Genomic DNA, 17366 nt, shown 5'->3' with positions numbered 1-17366 from the left:
GTGACCACTACTGCCATTGATCGCGGGCTGGGCGCCGAGTTGGCGGAGGACCTGGCGGCCGCCGCGTTCACGCTGGCCAAGCGTTTCGCCGCGGGGGCCACCATGTGGTCCATCGCGCCGTCGTGGGAACCGCACGCGCTGCACATCGCGGTCGAGTTCGTGCACCCGGTGATCGTGGGTAAGCGCGCGCTGCCCGCGGTCGCGCTGACCGGGCCCGACCTGGTGGACCTGGTGCGAGTGTCGGTGCGGCCCGGTGACATCGTGGTCGCGGTCTCCGGGGCCGACGATCCGCAGGTGCGCTCGGTGATGCGGCGCGCCCCGGCATGGGGGGCAACCACGATCTGGATCGGCAGCGGCGAGCGGCCGTCGGCCGGGATGGCCGACCACGTGCTGTGGCTCGACGACCCGGATCCGCGGGTGCCGGCGACGGGCGGCTTCGTGCTCTTCTATCACCTGCTGTGGGAACTGACCCACGTGTGTTTCGAACACCCGGGGTTGCTGAAGGACGAGTGTTCGGAAGAGATTTGCGTGACGTGCAGCGACGAGGGTCGCCTGGGCGAGGTGATCAGCCCCTCCGCCGGCGGCCAAGCGTCGGTGCGCACCGCGCGCGGCGTCGAGGACGTGATAACCACGCTCGTCGACCCGGTCGACGCCGGCGACCTGGTGCTGGTGCATGCCGGGGCGGCGATCGGCCGGCTGGAGGACTGCTGATGAGTCAAGACGAGCCCACCAACTTCCTGTACCCGTTCATCGACGCGCAGGAGGATGACGCGAAGTCGCTGCTGGCCGACCTGGCCGCGTCGGCGCAGGCCAAAGCGGCCGAGAGCCTGGCGCTGCGCCGCTCCACCCTGGAGGCCAACGCCGACCTGGTGGAGGCGGCCGCCGCCGAGCTGGCGCGCCGGTTCGCGACGGGCGGACGGCTTTTCACCTTCGGAAACGGCGGCAGCTGCACCGATTCCACGACGCTGGCGAGGCTGTTCGCCCGACCCCCTATCGGCAGGCCGCTGCCCGCGTGGCCACTGACGGCCGACCAGGCGGTCATGACCGCACTAGGCAACGACGTCGGATTCGAGTTGGTGTTCGCCCGCCAGTTGATCGCGCGGGCGAAAGTCGGCGACATCGCGATCGCCATGTCGACGAGCGGCGGGTCGCCCAACCTGCTCGCCGCGCTGGCCGAGGCACACCGGCGCGGCCTGTACACAATCGGTTTCGCCGGCTACGACGGCGGCGCGTTCGCCGACAACCCCAACGTGGACGCCTGCTTCGTCGTTCGGTCGCAAAGCGTGCACCGGATCCAGGAGTCACAGGCGCTGCTGGGCTACCAGCTGTGGCTGAGCGTGCATCACCAGCTGGGCGATAAGGGTCTGGGGGCGGCATGAATAAGCCTGCGGGCGAGTACCTTTCGTCGGGCCCACGGTTCGGCGAGGGCGAGGTGATCGAGCGGATCGAGTCGTTTCGCAGGCGTCGCCCCCGGTTGCTCGACGACCACGTGACGCTGGCCCACGGGGCGGGCGGCAAGGCATCGGCCGCACTGGTGGACGCGGTGTTCCTGGAGGCCTTCCGCAACCCGCTGCTGGAGTCCCTCGGCGACGGCGCGGTCCTGGCGCTGCCAGGAGGCGAGCGCCTGGCGATGTCGACGGACTCGTTCGTGGTGCAGCCCAGGCGTTTTCCCGGCGGGTCGATCGGTGAGCTCGCCGTCCACGGCACCTGCAACGACCTCGCGATGGCCGGGGCCGTGCCGTCCTGGATCTCCGCGGCGTTCGTCATCGAAGAGGGCTTTCCGATCGCGGAGTTGAAGGAGATCGTCGCCGACATGGCGGCCGCCGCCGCGGTCGCGGGTGTGCAGATCGTCACCGGAGACACCAAGGTGGTCCCCAAGGGCGCGGCCGACGGGCTGTTCGTCACCACCACCGGCGCGGGCGTCATCCCCGACGGGCGCTCGCTGTCGGCGCAGTCGGTGCGCACCGGGGACAAGGTGCTGCTGTCGGGGCCGATGGGCGATCACGGCATGGCCGTGATGCTTGCCCGCGGCGACCTGGCCATCGAGGCCGACATCGCCTCCGACACCGCGTCCGTCAGCCCACTGGTGGAGCTGCTCCTGGCGGCCGCCCCGTCCACCCGGTGGATGCGCGACGCGACCCGCGGCGGGGTCGGCACCGTGTGCAACGAACTCGCCCAGGCCTGCGGCCTCGGGGTGCTGCTCGAAGAGGAGCGACTTCCCGTGCGGCCCATGGTCAATGGCGCCTGCGAGTTGCTCGGCATCGATCCCTTGTACGTCGCCAATGAGGGCAAGTTCGTCGCCGTCGTCGCCCCGGAGGAGGCCGACGCCGGGCTGGCCGCGTTGCGGTCCCATCCCCTGGGCGTCGACGCGGCCGAGGTAGGGAAGATCGTCGCCGAACCCGCCGAAACCGTGGTGCTGCGCACCGGGTTCGGCGGAACGCGGATCGTCGACATGCTCGTCGGGGACCCGCTGCCGAGGATTTGTTAAGGGAGGACCGAAGATGTGTCTTGGGATTCCGGGCCGGATCGTCGAAATCACCGATCCCGCCAACTATCTGGCCAAGGTGGACGTCAGCGGCGTGCAGCGCACCATCAGCGTGCGGCTGCTGGAGGACGACATGCCCGAGCCCGACGACTGGGTGCTGGTCCACGTCGGCTTCGCCATGGCCAAGATCGACGAGAGCGAGGCGCTGCTCACGCTGGCCGCGATCCAGAAACTCGGTGAGGCCTATCAAACCGAAATGGAAGCGTTCGACTCGTCGGCCATCATCTAAGGGGAATTGCTATGAAATTCGTTGACGAGTTTCGTGATCCGGCCGCCGCCCGCAAACTGCTGGGGGCCATAAACAGCCTGGCGCGCTTGGCGGGCGACGGTGGCGATCAGTTCAAGTTCATGGAGGTGTGTGGTGGGCACACGCACACCATCTACCGGCACGGCATCGAACACCTGCTGCCCGACAACGTGGAGCTGGTGCACGGCCCGGGCTGCCCGGTCTGCGTGATCCCGATGGGCCGCATCGACGACGCGATGTGGCTGGCCGGCCAGCCCGACGTCATCTTCACCTGCTTCGGCGACATGATGCGGGTGCCCGGGTCCAACGGCAGCCTGCTGGACGCCAAGGCGCGCGGCGCCGATGTGCGGTTCGTCTACTCGCCGCTCGACGCGCTGAAAATCGCCGTCGACAACCCCGACAAGCAAATCGTGTTCTTCGCCATCGGCTTCGAGACCACCGCGCCCTCGACCGCGGTGACGCTGGTGCGCGCCCGCGACCTGGGCCTGCCCAATTTCAGCGTCTTCTGCAACCACGTCACCATCGTCCCGCCGATCAAGGCCATCCTGGAATCCCCCGACTTGCGGCTGTCCGGGTTCATCGGACCCGGGCACGTGTCGACGGTGGTGGGCAACCGCCCCTACCGGTTCGTGCCCGAGGTGTACCGAAAGCCGTTGGTGGTGGCGGGTTTCGAGCCGTTGGACATCTTGGCGGCGGTCGCGATGCTGCTGACCCAGATCCGCGAGGGCCGCTGCGAGGTGGAGAACCAGTACAAGCGCGTGGTCCCCGAGCGCGGCAACCCCGCCGCGCTGGCGCTGATGGGCAAGGTGTTCGCGCTGCGCCCGCACTTCGAATGGCGCGGCCTGGGCTTCATCTCGCAGAGCGCGCTGCGGCTGCACGACGACTTCGCGGAATTCGACGCCGAGCTGCGCTTCGCGATGCCCGGCGTTCGCGTCGCCGACCCCAAGGCCTGCCAGTGCGGCGAGGTGCTCAAGGGCGTGCTGAAACCTTGGGAGTGCAAGGTTTTCGGCACCGCGTGCACCCCCGAGACGCCGATCGGCACGTGCATGGTGTCGCCCGAGGGGGCGTGCGCGGCCTACTACAACTTCGGCCGCATGCATCGTGACGCGGTCAAGCTGGTGGGGCGCACTTGACCGACATCCGCGGTGCCGACATGTTCGCCCGCTACGCGTACGCCCCCAACGCCCTGGGCTACTGCGGGCCCCCGCTCGGGGCCACCCTGCGCGACGGTTCCGTCGACGAGGTGCGCCGCGCGGCGACGGGATTTTCCGGGGCCTGGCCCTACCTGCAGGTGCTGTCCCGGCTGACCGGCGTCGCCGACCCGCTGGATTACCGGCTCGTCGAATCCTATTGGCTCGGCGGCGGTCTCGGCGCCGGCCTGGATCCGGGCGCGTTCTTCGACGCGCTGCTGGACATCATCGGCCCACAGGCCGGCCGGTACTGGTCGCACCTCACGCCCGAGCTGGGCCACGAGGCCGCCGCCAACCACTGCTTCCATGTGTTCGGCGTGTATCCGTGGACCCGGTTCTTGGGTCGCGGCATGGATGAACACCCGTTGAGCGTGCTGGACAGCTGCCGGATCACCTGGGGCACAGTCGTTTCCCGCGAGAACGACGACGTCGAGGTGTCGTGCCGGAACCTGCTCTGGGACGGCCGGGCCCTGACCCTGTCCGAGCCCGCCGTGCGACCGCTCGACGTCTGGGCCGACGGGTACAGCGCCGTGCCCGACGTCGCCGTCGGCGACGAGGTCGCGGTGCACTGGGGCCGGCTGTGCGGCCGGCTGACACCGGAGCAGGTTCGCGCGCTCGCCGACAGCACCGACCGTCAGCTGCGGGTGACCAGCCAACGGCTGGCGCACGTTTAGGCACCGTGGTTGCCCAGAACGTGCGCCGAATCAACTGAGACCGTCTGGCTCGTGCCAGACTGGGCGTCGTGCCCGGCTCGATCTGCGACGTGCTGCCGGCCGCCGCCGCCCTGCTCGGCGCCCCCGACGGGGCCGACCGCTTGGGCCTCGCGGAATCCGTCGGCGCCGTCGACCGCGTCGCGGTCGTGCTGGTCGATGGGATGGGCTGGCACCTGCTACCCAAGCTGACCGGTGACGCGCCGCTGCTGGCCTCGGTGCTGGCGGGTGAGACCGGAAGCCTGGCGGAACTCACCTGCACGTTTCCCTCGACGACGCCGAGCAGCCTGGTCTCCCTGGGCACCGGCGCGCGGCCCGGTGAGCACGGCATCCTCGGGTTCACGCTCAATGTGCCCGGCACGGACCGGGTGCTCACGCACATCGTGTGGCGCGATGACCCGCCCCACGCCGAATGGCAGCCGCTGCCGAGTTGGTTCGGCCGGCTCGAGCAGGCCGGCATCGCCGCGCGGGCGGTGCTGCCCGCGCCGTTCATCGGCAGCGGACTGACCGACGCGGCGTACCGCGGCGCGCGCTTCCGCCCGACACAACCGACCGACGACTACGCCCAGGTGATGGCCGACGAGCTGCAGGCGGGGCCGGGCCTGGTCTTCGGCTACATCGCCGACCTGGACACCGCCGCCCACATATTCGGCATCGGGTCCCAGCACTGGCACGAGGCGGCGGTGCGCGTCGACGCCCTGCTGACCCGGCTGGTCGATACCCTGCCGCCGAACGCGGCGCTGCTCGTGACCGCCGACCACGGCGGCCTCAACGTCCCCGCGGAGTCCCGCGTCGACCTCGACACCGACCCGCGGCTGAGCGACGGGGTGCGCGTGGTCGCCGGCGAGCCGCGGGTGCGCTACCTGCACACCGACCGGGGTGCCGCCGACGATGTCCGGGCCGCGTGGGCCGAGGCGCTCGACGGCCGGGCGGACGTCTACGACCGCGAGCACGCGGTCGCCACCGGCATGTTCGGGCCCGTCGACCCGGCGCACCTGGCGCGGATCGGCGACGTCGTCGTCGTCTGCACCGGCGACACCGCCGTGCTGGCGACCGCCCACGAGCCCCCGGAATCCGCCCGCCTCATCGGCTTTCACGGCGGGGCCACCCCGGCCGAGATGGCGATTCCGCTGATCGTTTTCTGATCCGCCCGGGCCCCTCGGCGCGTCACCACCAGGCCATGCGGAACCGCGCCAGGTCCTTCAGCCGAACGAGGGCACGCCCAAGGCGCATCCGGACGGCCTCAGGGACATGCGGCCGCCGGATGCGTCGGCGCTTGGAGTCGCCGTCCACACTCGCGGTGGTACGAACGCGGGAAGCGTCCGGGGACAGCCACCGGGGCGCCCCCGCCAGGTCGGAAGGCATGGGTTCGTGCAGCATCCGGGGGCGGCGCAAGCCGGCTGAGACCGGGCAGTAGATGCCATCGGGATCGCTTTTCATGGAGCCATTCCGGGGGATCCACACCCCCGAAGGGTGCTGGACAATTTCCCTGCCGCAGTGGCGGCAGGTCGCCGCATACAACTTTCGTCCCCCGTGATATTCGCTTGCAGGTTAGCGCCGCCCCCGACCGCACCGCTGGTTATGTCAACCTTACTTCGCAGTCACCCAAAAATGAAAGCACCTGTTTTCAAAGTCGGCGCCGAGCATTCTCACAGCTCATTCACCGTTATGAGGGCGACCTGGCTGTAACCCTGGCACGTATATCAGGGAAGATTCCATGGGTTCGGGTGGCATTCGGGTGGATTCGGGTGGATTCGGATGGAGGGGTGGTAATGGATTTCGCGACGCTTCCGCCGGAAATCAACTCCGGGCTGATGCATTCGGGCCCCGGCGCGGGATCGATGACCGAGGCCGCTGCGGCCTGGGACCGGCTTGCGGCGGGGCTGTATTCGGCGGCGCAGGCGCCAATGCTGGAGGGCGCGGCGCCGTACGTGAATTGGCTGCACACTGCCGCGGCGCGCGCCGAGCAGGCGGGCGCCCAGGCCGCGGCGGCGGCGAGAGCCCATCATTCGGCGCTGGCGGCAATGGTTCCCCCACCGGCGATCACCGCCAACCGCGCGCAGCTGAGGTCGCTGGGCCGCGGGAACTGCCTTGCGCAAAGCGGCCCGGCCATCGCGGACGTCGACGCCGAGTACGAGCAGATGTGGGCCCGCGACGCCGACGCCATGTACGCCTACGCCGTCGCCGCGGCCGACGCGGCGACGCTGGCTCCGTTCAGCTCGCCGCCGGGATACGCGGGCGCGACGGCCGGTCCCTGGGCCCTGCGCTCGGCGCCGGACGTCGTGTCGGCCGGCGGTCGGGTGATGTCGGCCATTCCCGAAGCGCTGCAAGCATTTTCGGTGTCGCCGTTGACGCCCCTGGAGGCGTCGCTGTCGCCGGTGACCCCGGCGCTGTCCAGGCTGAGTTCCCTGTGCGCACCGTCGGGCCCGGCGATCGGATACCTGAGCGCGCTCAACAAAAGGGCGGCGCTGCGCTCGCTCGTCCGGAAGCCGGCCCGCGTCGGACCGTTGGCCAGTTTCGGACGTGGGGCGTCAATCGGGGGGCTCTCGGTGCCACGGGCGTGGGCGATGGCGATGGCGCGGCTGCGCCACCCGGCCGTCAGAGCGGGGTGACGTAGGCGGAGCTGATGCCGCCGTCGACCAGGAACGTCGACGCCGTGATGAACGACGCGTCGTCGCTGGCCAAAAACGCCACCGCGGCGGCGATTTCGTCGGGCTCGGCGAATCGGCCCAGCGGCACGTGCACCAGCCGGCGCGCCGCGCGTTCGGGGTCCTTGGCGAAAAGCTCTTGCAGGAGTGGGGTGTTGACCGGTCCGGGGCACAGCGCGTTGACGCGGATGCCCTGCCGGGCGAACTGCACGCCCAACTCCCGCGACATGGCGAGCACCCCGCCCTTGGACGCGGTGTAGGAGATCTGCGACGTGGCCGACCCCAGCACCGCGACGAACGACGCCGTGTTGATGATCGACCCCTTCTGCGCGGGCACCATGTGCCGCAGCGCGGCCCGGCAACACAGGTAGACCGATTTGAGGTTGACATCCTGCACTCGTTGCCACGCCGGAAGTTCGGTGTTCTCGATCAGGTCGTCCTCGGGCGGTGAGATGCCGGCGTTGTTGAACGCGATGTCGACCCAGCCGTAGGCCTCGGCGGCGGCGTCGAACAGCGCGTTGACCGCGTCCTCGTCCGAAACATCCGTCGGCACAAACAAACCCGAGAGCTCCTCGGCGGCGGCCGCGCCGGCGTCGCGGTCGACGTCGCCCACGACGATGCTCGCGCCTTCCGCGCGCATCCGCCGCGCCGCGGCCAACCCGATGCCGCCGGCACCGCCGGTGATCACCGCGACCCGGCCCGCCAGCCGCTGCGACAGGTCCATTACGAGCCCTCCTTGACGGCGATGAACACGTTCTTGGTCTCGGTGAAATGCAATGGCGCGTCGGGGCCCAGCTCGCGGCCCAGCCCGGACTGCTTGAACCCGCCGAACGGCGTGTTGTAGCGGACCGAGGAGTGCGAGTTCACCGACAGGTTGCCCGACTCGACCGCCCGCGACACCCGCAGGGCCCGGGACAGGTCGTCGGTCCAGATGGATCCCGACAGCCCGTAGGCGGTGTCGTTGGCGAGCGCGACGGCGTCGTCCTCGTCGTCGAACGCCAACACGGTGACGACGGGACCGAAGATCTCCTCGGTGACGGCGCGGTCGTTGCGCTGCGGGGTGAGAACCGTTGGCGGAAACCAGAACCCGCGGCCGGACGGCGCGGTGCCCCGGAAGGCGACGGGGGCGTCGTCGGGCACGTAGGAGGCGACCTTGTCGCGGTGCGCGCCCGACACCAGGGGACCCATCTCGGTGTCGCGGGAGGCGGGGTCCCCGACGGCGACAGCCTTGACCGCCGGCTCGAGCAACTCCATGAAGCGGTCATACACGCTGCGCTGCACCAGGATCCGGCTGCGTGCGCAGCAGTCCTGCCCGGCGTTGTCGAACACCCCGGCGGGCGCGGTCGCCGCCGCGCGCTCCAGGTCGCAGTCGGCGAAGACGATGTTGGCGCTCTTGCCGCCGAGTTCCAGCGTCACCCGCTTGACCTGCGCCGCCGCGCCCGCCATCACGCTCTTGCCCACCTCGGTGGAGCCGGTGAACACCACCTTGCGCACTCCCGCGTGGGTGACGAGCCGCTCCCCCACCACGGCGCCCTTCCCGGGCAGCACCTGGAGCAGGTCCGCATCGAGCCCGGCCTCGACCGCCAGCTCGCCCAGCCGCATCGTGGTCAGCGGCGTCCACTCGGCGGGCTTGACCAGTACGGCGTTGCCGGCGGCCAGCGCGGGGGCGATGCTCCACGACGCGATCGGCATCGGGAAGTTCCACGGCGTGATCACGCCGACGACGCCCAGCGGCTCGTTGAAGGTGACGTCGATGCCGTCGGCGACGGGAATTTGCTTGCCGGACAAGCGTTCCGGGCTGCCCGAGTAGAACGTCAGCACGTCGCGGACGTGGCCGGCCTCCCATTCCGCCGATGTGATCGGGTGCCCCGAGTTGGCCACCTCGAGCGCGGCCAGTTCGTCGACGTGGGCGTCGACGATGGCGGCGAACGCCCGCAGGGCCGCCGCTCGATCCGCCGGCGCCAACCGCGCCCAGCGCCGCTGGGCCGCCCGGGCGCGCGCCACGGCGTCGTCAACGGCGGGGGCGTCGAAGAGCTCGACGGAACGCAGCTCTTCCTCGGTCGCGGGGTTGACCAGTTGCGTTGCCGTCATCGGGTGACCCGCGCGGCTTCCACCACCGCCTTGAACAGCCGCAGGTCGTCAAGCGATTTCTCCGGATGCCATTGCACCGCAAGCGCGAACGCGTCGCCGGGCACCTCGACGGCCTCGACCACGCCGTCGGGGTCCATCGCGCTCACCACCAAGCCGTCGCCGACCTTGTCGATGGCCTGGTGGTGATAACAGGGCGCGTCGACGCACTCGCCGATCAACGCGGCCAGGCGCGTGCCGGAGACCGTGCGGACCGGCAACCGGTTGAACACCCCGTTGCCGGCGCGGTGGCCACTGTGGCCGAGGACGTCGGGCAGGTGCTGGTGCAGGGTGCCGCCGAACGCGACGTTGAGTAGTTGCGCGCCCCGGCAGATGCCCAGCACGGGAAGCCCGCGGTCCAGTCCGCCGCGCAGCAGCGCGAGCTCCCAGGCGTCGCGGTCGGTGCGGGGCTCGTCGGTGGCCGGGTGCGGGTCCTGGCCGTAGTGCGCGGGGTCGAGGTCGTAGCCGCCGGTGATCACCAGCGCGTCCAGGCCGTCCAGCAGGCGATCGACGACCCCGGAGTCCGCGCGCTGCGGCGGCAGCAGCACCGCGATGCCGCCGGCCATGACGACGCCCTCGAAGTAGTCGGCGGGCAGGTAACCGGCGGGGATATCCCAGGTCCCGGTCCGCACCTGCTCGAGATAGCTGGTCAGGCCGACCACCGGCCGATCGGGACTAGAGCCGTTCAAACCCTCGCATCCTCTCCCAGTCGGTGACCGCCGCGTTGAACGCCGCCAACTCCACGCGGGCGTTGTTCAGGTAGTGCGCGACGACGTCGTCGCCGAAGGCCTCCCGCGCGAGCGCCGAGCCTTCGAACAGCGCCGCCGCCTCGGCGAGCGTGCCGGGCAGCCGCTCGACGTCGGTTGCCTCGTAGGCGTTCCCGGTGTAGGGCGCGGGCGGCTCGAGGCCCCGTTCGATACCGTACAGCCCCCCGGCGATCAGCGCCGCCGCAGCGAGGTAGGGGTTGACGTCGCCGCCGGGCACCCGGCATTCGACCCGCAGGTTGCGCCCGTGGCCGACCACCCGCAGCGCGCAGGTGCGGTTGTCCAGGCCCCACGCGATCGCGGTGGGCGCGAAGCTGCCGTCGGCGAATCGCTTGTAGGAGTTGATGTTTGGCGCGTAGAACAGCGTCAGTTCGCGCAGGGTGGCCAACAGGCCCGCGAGGAAACCGCAGAACGTCGCCGACATGCCGTGCGGGCGGCCGCCGTCGTCGAACACGGCCGTATCGTCCGGCCCTCGCAGCGACAGATGGATGTGGCAGCTATTGCCTTCCCGCTCATCGTATTTCGCCATGAACGTCAGGCTCTTGCGGTGCTGATCGGCGATCTCCTTGGCGCCGTTCTTGTAGATGGTGTGGTTGTCGCAGGTGACCAGCGCCTCGTCGTAGCGGAACCCGATTTCCTGCTGGCCCCGGTTGCATTCGCCCTTGACGGCCTCGAACCGCAGGCCCGCGCCCTCCATCCCCAGCCGGATGTCGCGCAGCAGCGGCTCCATCCGCGACGACGCCAGCATCGCGTAGTCGATGTTGTAGTCGCTGGCCGGCGTCAGCCCGCGGTAGCCGCTCGCCCATGCCTGGCGGTACGGCTCGTCGAACACGATGAACTCCAGCTCGGTGGCGATGTCGGCGGCCAGGCCGCGCTCGCCCAGCCGGGCGAGCTGGCGGCGCAGGATCGCCCGGGGCGCGACGGCGACTTCACCGCCGTCGGCCCAGCCGAGGTCGGCGATCACCAGCGCGGTGCTCGGCAGCCACGGGACCAGGCGCAGGGTGGCCAGGTCCGGCGTCATCACCATGTCGCCGTATCCGGTTTCCCAGCTCGACATCGCGTAGCCGGAAACCGTGTTCATGTCGACGTCGACGGCGAGCAGATAGCTGCAGCACTCGGCGCCGTGCGCGGCGACCTCGTCGACGAAGAGCCGGGCCGACATGCGCTTGCCGACCAGCCGGCCCTGCATGTCGGCGAACGCCACGATGACGGTGTCCACGGCGCCGCCGCCCACCAGTTCGTCCAGCGCGGCCAACGTGAGCATGGCGGAAGGCGCTACCACGTGCTGGTGCGCAGGACGATCTCGGCGGCCAGCTGTGCCGTCGACTCCTGCACGGTGCGCCGGCCTAGGTCGACCACGCGGTATTCGGCATAGACGTACCGCTGGCTCGCGTCCGCCACGGCCTTGGCGGCCGGCGAGCTGACCAGCACGGTGGTGCCGATTTCCACCGGCGGGCAGTGCTCGTCGAGCACCACGCCGTTGGGGTCGGCAACCCGCGGATGCCCGCGGTCGATGACGACCAGGCCGACGAACCGGCCCAACCGGGTGGCCGCCAGTTCCCAGGCGAGCTCACCCCCGGCGCGGTCGCCGAAGACCACGGCCCAGCGGATGCCCAGCGAGTCGAGGATGCCGACCACTGATTTCGCGGTCAGGCGCGGGTCGAGGCCGATGACGACCGTGCGAAGCGAGGCGGTATGCAGGCGCTCGCACACCGCTTCGTAGGCGACCGGCGAACGCTGCTGGTCTCCGAGGATGACGACGACGACACCCTTCTCCGGCCCGGCTACGGACACCGGAACGGGAAATCCGTCGAGCGTGGTCATCATCGAGTGCACTCACGCACGTTACCTGTCAAAGGCCAGCGTGCGCGAGGTTTCCTCCTCTCCTACTGGCGTAACGCACTGGTAATCAACGGTCGCGGCGGCGGCCCGTCGAGCAGCCCTAGGACCGCGTCGACGTCGAGATGGGCGGCCAGCAGGTCGGCGATCGCGTCGAGTTGGGCGTCGCGGCGCGCGGCGACGTTGGTGTCGGCGACGACGAAACCGTCGCGGCCGGCCGTGTCGGCGACCCGGGTGAGCCAGCCCCGGCGGAAGTCGTCGTTGTCGAGCAGGCCGTGCCAGTGGGTGCCGAAGACGGCGCCGCGCACGACGCCGTGGGGTTCGGCGTCATGGGCAAACCAGGTGTCCTCGGCGCAGCGGGAGAGGCGCCCGTGGTGGATCTCGTATCCGGAGAGCGGCCGCTGCCAGCGCCGCAGGACCTTGGCCTCGCCGAAGGCGATGTCGGCGTCGAGCAGGCCCAGACCGGCGACCTCCCCGGCGCCGGATTCGACCGTGTCCTCGATGCGCCGGCACAGCATCTGGAAGCCGCCGCAGATGCCCAGCACCGGCTTGCCGGCCCGGGCGTGGTCGACGATCGCGCCGGCCAGGCCGCGCTCGCGCAGCCACGCCAGGTCGGCGACGGTCGCCTTGCTGCCGGGCACCACGATCAGGTCGGTGTCGGCCAGGTCGGCGGGATCGGTGATCCAGCGCACCAGCACGCCGGGCTCGCAGGCCAGCGCCTCGACGTCGGTGGAGTTGGAGATGCGGGGCAGCCGGATCGCGGCGACCCGCAGCCACTGATCGCCGCGGGGCGGCGCGGGCGTGCCGAGGACACGGCTCGCGACCACCGACAGCGAGTCCTCGGCGTCCAGCCAGAGTTCCTCGGCGTAGGGCAGCACGCCGTAGGTCGGGCGGCCGGTCAGGGCGTGCAGCTGGCGCAGACCGGGTTCCAGCAGCGCGGGGTCGCCGCGGAACTTGTTGACGACGAAGCCGGCGATCAGCGCCTGGTCCTCGGGCTCGAGCACCGCGACCGTCCCGAACAGGTGCGCCAGCAGCCCGCCGCGGTCGATGTCGCCGACCAGGAGCACCGGCAGGTTCGCGGCGCGGGCCAGCCCCATGTTGGCCAAATCCGTTGCGCGCAGGTTGATCTCGGCCGGCGAGCCGGCGCCCTCGCAGATCACCGTGTCGAATTCGGCTCGCAGGCAAGACAATTCGTGTGCGACGATGCCGGCGAGCCGGTCGCGATGCTCGATATAGCCGGCCGCGGTGACCGACTCGGCGACCTGGCCCCGGATCACCAGCTGCGAGGTGCGGTCGCCGCCCGGTTTGAGCAGGATCGGGTTGAACCGCACGCTGGGCTCGAGCCCCGCCGCGCGCGCCTGGATCGCCTGGGCGCGGCCGATCTCGCCGCCCTCGACGGTGACCACCGAGTTGTTGGACATGTTCTGCGCCTTGAACGGCGCCACTCGAATCCCCTTGCGCGCCAACAACCGGCACAGGCCCGCCACCACCACCGATTTACCGGCGTCGGAGCTGGTGCCCGCGACCAGCAGAGCCCCGCTCACCTTTCTGTGGCGACCAGACGCAAAAGCCCCCAATTTCGCGCCGAAATAGGGGCTTTTGCGTCTGCTCGCGGGGGGAACCTCACGGCAAGGTGAGGATCTCGGCGCCGGTGTCGGTGACCAGCAGCGTGTGCTCGAACTGGGCGGTCCACTTGCGGTCTTTGGTGACAACCGTCCAGCCGTCGTCCCAGATCTCGTAGTCCAGCGCGCCGAGGTTGATCATCGGTTCGATGGTGAACGTCATTCCCGGCTGGATGACCGTCGCCACGGAGGGCTGGTCGTAATGCAGCACCACCAGCCCGTTGTGAAAGGTGGTGCCGATGCCATGGCCGGTGAAGTCACGAACGACGTTGTACCCGAACCGGTTTGCGTACGACTCGATGACGCGGCCGACCACCGAGAGCGCGCGGCCCGGCTTGACGGCGTTGATCGCGCGCATCGTGGCCTCGTGCGTGCGCTCCACGAGCAGCCGGTGCTCCTCGGCGACGTCGCCGGCCAGGAACGTCGCGTTGGTGTCGCCGTGCACCCCGTCGATGTAGGCGGTGACGTCGATGTTGACGATGTCGCCGTCCTCGATCACCGTCGAATCGGGGATTCCGTGGCAGATGACCTCGTTGAGCGACGTGCAGCACGACTTCGGGAAGCCCTTGTAGCCCAGCGTCGACGGGTAGGCGCCGTTGTCGATCATGTACTCGTGGGCGATCCGGTCGAGTTCGTCGGTCGTCACCCCGGGCGCGACCGCCTTGCCCGCCTCGGCCAGGGCGCCGGCCGCGATCCGGCCGGCGACGCGCATCTTCTCGATCACCTCGGGCGTCTGCACCCACGGCTCGCTGCCCTCCCGGGCGGTCGGCTTGCCGACATACTCGGGGCGGGGGATGCGCCCGGGCACCGGCAGAGTCGGCGACATCACCCCGGGAGAAAGCGCGGTGCGAGCTGGCATGCAGGCCAGCTTAATAGGCGCTCGCCCGGCGCGGCGCGTGTGCGTCAGCGGCTTCGAGTGTGAGCGTGGGGCGCCACAGGTTCACACGCGAAGCGCGATCAACCAGATCGGCGGCGCAACAGCGAGCGGCGCGGCCCGCGGATGATCAGCGACCCGCACACCACTCGGCCCGTCAACACGACATGCGGCGTACCCTCGCCCGGCGCGCCCTTGCGGCGATCGCTGGCGCTGCCGACGTAGACCTCGACGTCGTCGATCGACGCACTGGCGCCCTCGGGCAACCGGACCTCCACCGAGCCGAACCTCATGTCGAGCTCGATGATCACCACCGGCCCGGCGAATCGGGCCCTGGTGAGGTCGAGGTGCACCGAGCCGAGCCGGCGCACCAGCGCCAGCCGGGTCGGCACGGTCCACTCGCCGTGGCGCTTCAGCGAGCCGGCCCAGCCGCGCAGCTCCACCCGGTCGGCCGCGGACGAGACGAATGCGCCGGGCCCGGGCAGGTCACCGACCAACCCGTCCAGCTCGCTTCGGGTGCGCGCGTAGGACACCTGCGTCGAGCGCTGCTCGAACTCGTCGATGTCGATCAGGCCGAGCGCGACGGCGTTGTGCAGCCGCCGCATCGTGCCGTTGCGGTCGGCGTCGGAGACCCGTAACGCCAGCATGTCCCCGCCGGTATCGGTCATGATCGCAAATTTACCGCTGTTGGAGCCCCCGGGACCGGGGCAGTTCAGGCCAGGTAGCCCGGCGGCATCGCCTCGAACATGAATTTCGTCATCCGCACCGCCCACTCCGAGCTGCCACCCCCGACGATCAGCGCGGCGAACGCCAGGTCGCCGCGGTACCCGGCGAACCAGGAGTGCGACCCGCCCGGGAACTCGGCCTCACCGGTCTTCCCGTAGATCTCGCCGCACCCGGCGATCTCCTTGGCGGTCCCGTTGGTCACCACCAGCCGCATCATCGGCCGCAGCGCCTCGACCATCTTGGGGCTGATCGGGGTGTCGTCCCCCTCGACCGTCGTCGGGCGGCCGGCGATGAGCTGCGGCACCGGGGTCTTGCCGGCCGCGACCGTCGCCGCCACCAGGGCCATGCCGAACGGGCTCGCCAGCACCTTGCCCTGGCCGAAGCCGTCCTCGGTGCGCTCGGCCAGGTCCACCGTCGGGGGCACCGACCCGGTCACGGTGGTGAGGCCGTCGACGGTGTAGTCGAGCCCGATGCCGTAGCGGGTGGCCGTTTGGGTCAGGCCGCGGGGCGGCATCCTGCTGCTCAGCTCGGCGAACGTCGTGTTGCACGAACTGGCGAACGCCCGCGACATGGGCACCACGCCGAGGTCGAAGCCGCCGTAGTTGGGGATGGTGCGATGCCCGATGTCGATGTGGCCCGGGCAACCCAGCATCGAGTTGGGGGTGGCCATGTCGCGGTCGATGGCGGCGCCCGCCGTGATCATCTTGAAGGTCGACCCGGGCGGGAACAGGCCGTTGGTGGCGGGCAGGCCGTCGGCGTCGGCGCCCTTGTTCTGTGCGATCGCGAGGATCTCCCCCGTCGACGGCTTGATCACGACGATCATCGCCTTGCCGCCCTTGTTGTCCACGGCGCGCTGGGCGGCGTTCTGCACCACCCGGTCCAGCGTGATCGACACCGACGGCGCCGGCGACCCCTCGACCTCGTGCAGCACGGCGACGTCGACGTTGTTCTGGTTGACGCTGACCACCCGCCAGCCCGCCTGGCCGTCGAGCTGGTCCATCACGGCTTTCTTGACCTCGGCGATGACGGCCGGCGCGAAATGCGGGTCGGTGGGCAGCATTTCGGCCTGCGGCGTGACGACGATGCCGGGCAGCCGACCGATCGCTGGGAAGACCTTGTCGTTGTCGTCGGGGTGCAGCGTGACGCCCAGGTCCAGCGGGTGCGTCGCCGCGCTGGCCTGCTCGGCGAGCACCTGCGGGTCGGTGAGCGTGTTGTTGAACGGCCGCAGCACGTCGACGATCGTGTGAGTGGTGAAGCTCAGCGACTCCGACGGGCCGGCCTTGGTGGCGTCCAGCGTGTAGTGATACAGATAGCCCGGCGCCAGCACGTCGCTGCCGCCGAGCTCGTTCACCGAGGCGCGCCGCGGCCGATCGGCCCGCAGCGCGAACGTCTGGTGCTCGCCAAGCTTGGGATGCAGGTCGGTGGTGGCCCACCGAACCTCCCAGCGCCCCTCGTCGCGGGCCATCTTCAGTTGGCCGTCATAGCTCCAGGTCCGGTTCTTGGGCAGGTGCCAGGTGAACCGGTAATCGACTGTCCCGGTGTCCTCGGCGTACTTCGAGCTGAGGACCTGCGCATCCAGGTGGGTGGCCTGCAGCCCGGCCCAGGCGGCGTTGAGCGCTTCACGGGCCTCGTTCGGGTTGTCGCTGAGCTGCGCGGCCGTCGCGGTGTCCCCGATTGCCAAGGCGCCGAAGAACTTCTCGGCGGCCGGCGCGGGGCCGTCGGGCCGCGGCGTGCACCCGGACAGGCTTATCGCCGCGACGAGCAGCACGCTCGCGCCGGCTGAGGCTGCTGTTGCTTTTGTGACCATCGGTGCAAATGTTATGAACTGCGGCGCCCACACCTGCCTCGACACACCGAGACCCGACCGTTATGCACGCGCACGTAACGTGGCGGCCCGACGAGTCCGTCGCGTTGAGTGTGAATCCAGGGCTTTCAGTGTGTACAAGTGGAGGGAATCACGCGATCTTTCTACCCAGGATTCACACGCAAAGCCCACAATTCACACCCAACGCGATCGACTCGTCGGGCCGCCACGTTACGTGCGCGTGCATAACGGTCGGGTCTCGGTGTGTCG

17 protein-coding genes are annotated in these 17366 nt (G+C 70.1%); 8 read left to right on the top strand and 9 right to left on the bottom strand.

The features are described 5' to 3' along the window. From A5706_RS01450 to A5706_RS01410, 8 genes are all read left to right on the top strand, one after another. Positions 1-711, top strand: a complete 711-nt coding sequence (locus A5706_RS01450) for a hydrogenase assembly protein HupF (protein WP_068126387.1) — start codon at positions 1-3, stop codon at positions 709-711. After that, on the top strand, positions 711-1379 hold the full coding sequence (locus A5706_RS01445) for an SIS domain-containing protein (protein ID WP_068126333.1): 669 nt from the start codon (positions 711-713) through the stop codon (positions 1377-1379). The genes A5706_RS01450 and A5706_RS01445 overlap by 1 nt, the downstream gene beginning before the upstream one ends. Beyond that, the gene (hypE, locus tag A5706_RS01440; protein WP_082964126.1) at positions 1376-2488 is read left to right on the top strand and encodes a hydrogenase expression/formation protein HypE; all 1113 of its coding nucleotides are present in this window, start codon (positions 1376-1378) and stop codon (positions 2486-2488) included. Before A5706_RS01445 ends, hypE begins: the two co-directional genes overlap by 4 nt. Positions 2489-2501: 13 nt before the next feature. Next, positions 2502-2774: a HypC/HybG/HupF family hydrogenase formation chaperone gene (locus A5706_RS01435; protein ID WP_068126330.1), complete on the top strand. Its 273-nt coding sequence runs from the start codon at positions 2502-2504 to the stop codon at positions 2772-2774. An 11-nt stretch (positions 2775-2785) separates the two neighbouring features. Beyond that, positions 2786-3925, top strand: a complete 1140-nt coding sequence (gene hypD / locus A5706_RS01430) for a hydrogenase formation protein HypD (protein ID WP_068126329.1) — start codon at positions 2786-2788, stop codon at positions 3923-3925. After that, positions 3922-4656: a DUF6390 family protein gene (locus A5706_RS01425; RefSeq protein WP_255406287.1), complete on the top strand. Its 735-nt coding sequence runs from the start codon at positions 3922-3924 to the stop codon at positions 4654-4656. Before hypD ends, A5706_RS01425 begins: the two co-directional genes overlap by 4 nt. Positions 4657-4724: 68 nt before the next feature. Then, positions 4725-5837, top strand: a complete 1113-nt coding sequence (locus tag A5706_RS01420; RefSeq protein ID WP_068126328.1) for an alkaline phosphatase family protein — start codon at positions 4725-4727, stop codon at positions 5835-5837. Positions 5838-6464: 627 nt separating this feature from the next. Beyond that, entirely contained in the window at positions 6465-7304 is an 840-nt protein-coding gene (locus tag A5706_RS01410; RefSeq protein ID WP_068126323.1) for a PPE domain-containing protein, read from the top strand. On the opposite strand, the gene A5706_RS01405 is transcribed toward A5706_RS01410, so the two are convergent. From A5706_RS01405 to A5706_RS01365, 9 genes are all read right to left on the bottom strand, one after another. Continuing rightward, a complete protein-coding gene (locus tag A5706_RS01405; protein WP_068126322.1) occupies positions 7291-8064 on the bottom strand; it encodes a 3-oxoacyl-ACP reductase in 774 nt (257 codons plus the stop codon). The two genes, A5706_RS01410 and A5706_RS01405, sit on opposite strands and share 14 nt — an antisense overlap. Continuing rightward, the gene (locus A5706_RS01400; protein WP_068126320.1) at positions 8064-9431 is read right to left on the bottom strand and encodes an aldehyde dehydrogenase; all 1368 of its coding nucleotides are present in this window, start codon (positions 9429-9431) and stop codon (positions 8064-8066) included. The genes A5706_RS01405 and A5706_RS01400 overlap by 1 nt, the downstream gene beginning before the upstream one ends. After that, positions 9428-10156, bottom strand: a complete 729-nt coding sequence (locus A5706_RS01395) for a gamma-glutamyl-gamma-aminobutyrate hydrolase family protein (RefSeq protein WP_231984942.1) — start codon at positions 10154-10156, stop codon at positions 9428-9430. Before A5706_RS01395 ends, A5706_RS01400 begins: the two co-directional genes overlap by 4 nt. Then, on the bottom strand, positions 10143-11495 hold the full coding sequence (locus tag A5706_RS01390) for a glutamine synthetase family protein (RefSeq protein WP_068126316.1): 1353 nt from the start codon (positions 11493-11495) through the stop codon (positions 10143-10145). The genes A5706_RS01395 and A5706_RS01390 overlap by 14 nt, the downstream gene beginning before the upstream one ends. Before the next feature lie 11 nt (positions 11496-11506). Further along, the gene (locus A5706_RS01385; protein ID WP_068126315.1) at positions 11507-12058 is read right to left on the bottom strand and encodes an alpha/beta hydrolase; all 552 of its coding nucleotides are present in this window, start codon (positions 12056-12058) and stop codon (positions 11507-11509) included. 59 nt (positions 12059-12117) lie between these two features. After that, positions 12118-13614, bottom strand: coding sequence for a cobyric acid synthase (locus A5706_RS01380; RefSeq protein WP_068126313.1), 1497 nt, complete (start codon positions 13612-13614; stop codon positions 12118-12120). 79 nt (positions 13615-13693) lie between these two features. Continuing rightward, a complete protein-coding gene (gene map, locus A5706_RS01375; protein WP_068126311.1) occupies positions 13694-14551 on the bottom strand; it encodes a type I methionyl aminopeptidase in 858 nt (285 codons plus the stop codon). Between the two features lie 98 nt (positions 14552-14649). After that, the gene (locus tag A5706_RS01370; protein WP_068126308.1) at positions 14650-15234 is read right to left on the bottom strand and encodes a DUF1707 domain-containing protein; all 585 of its coding nucleotides are present in this window, start codon (positions 15232-15234) and stop codon (positions 14650-14652) included. A 44-nt stretch (positions 15235-15278) separates the two neighbouring features. Further along, positions 15279-17099, bottom strand: a complete 1821-nt coding sequence (locus tag A5706_RS01365; RefSeq protein ID WP_068126306.1) for a penicillin-binding transpeptidase domain-containing protein — start codon at positions 17097-17099, stop codon at positions 15279-15281. Positions 17100-17366: the final 267 nt, after the last annotated feature.

Origin of the sequence: Mycobacterium sp. E796, from assembly GCF_001672815.1 — a bacterium.
Lineage (GTDB): Bacteria > Actinomycetota > Actinomycetes > Mycobacteriales > Mycobacteriaceae > Mycobacterium.
The sequence above is the reverse complement of the archived record's forward strand: the minus strand, read 5'-3'. Positions and strand labels throughout refer to the sequence as shown.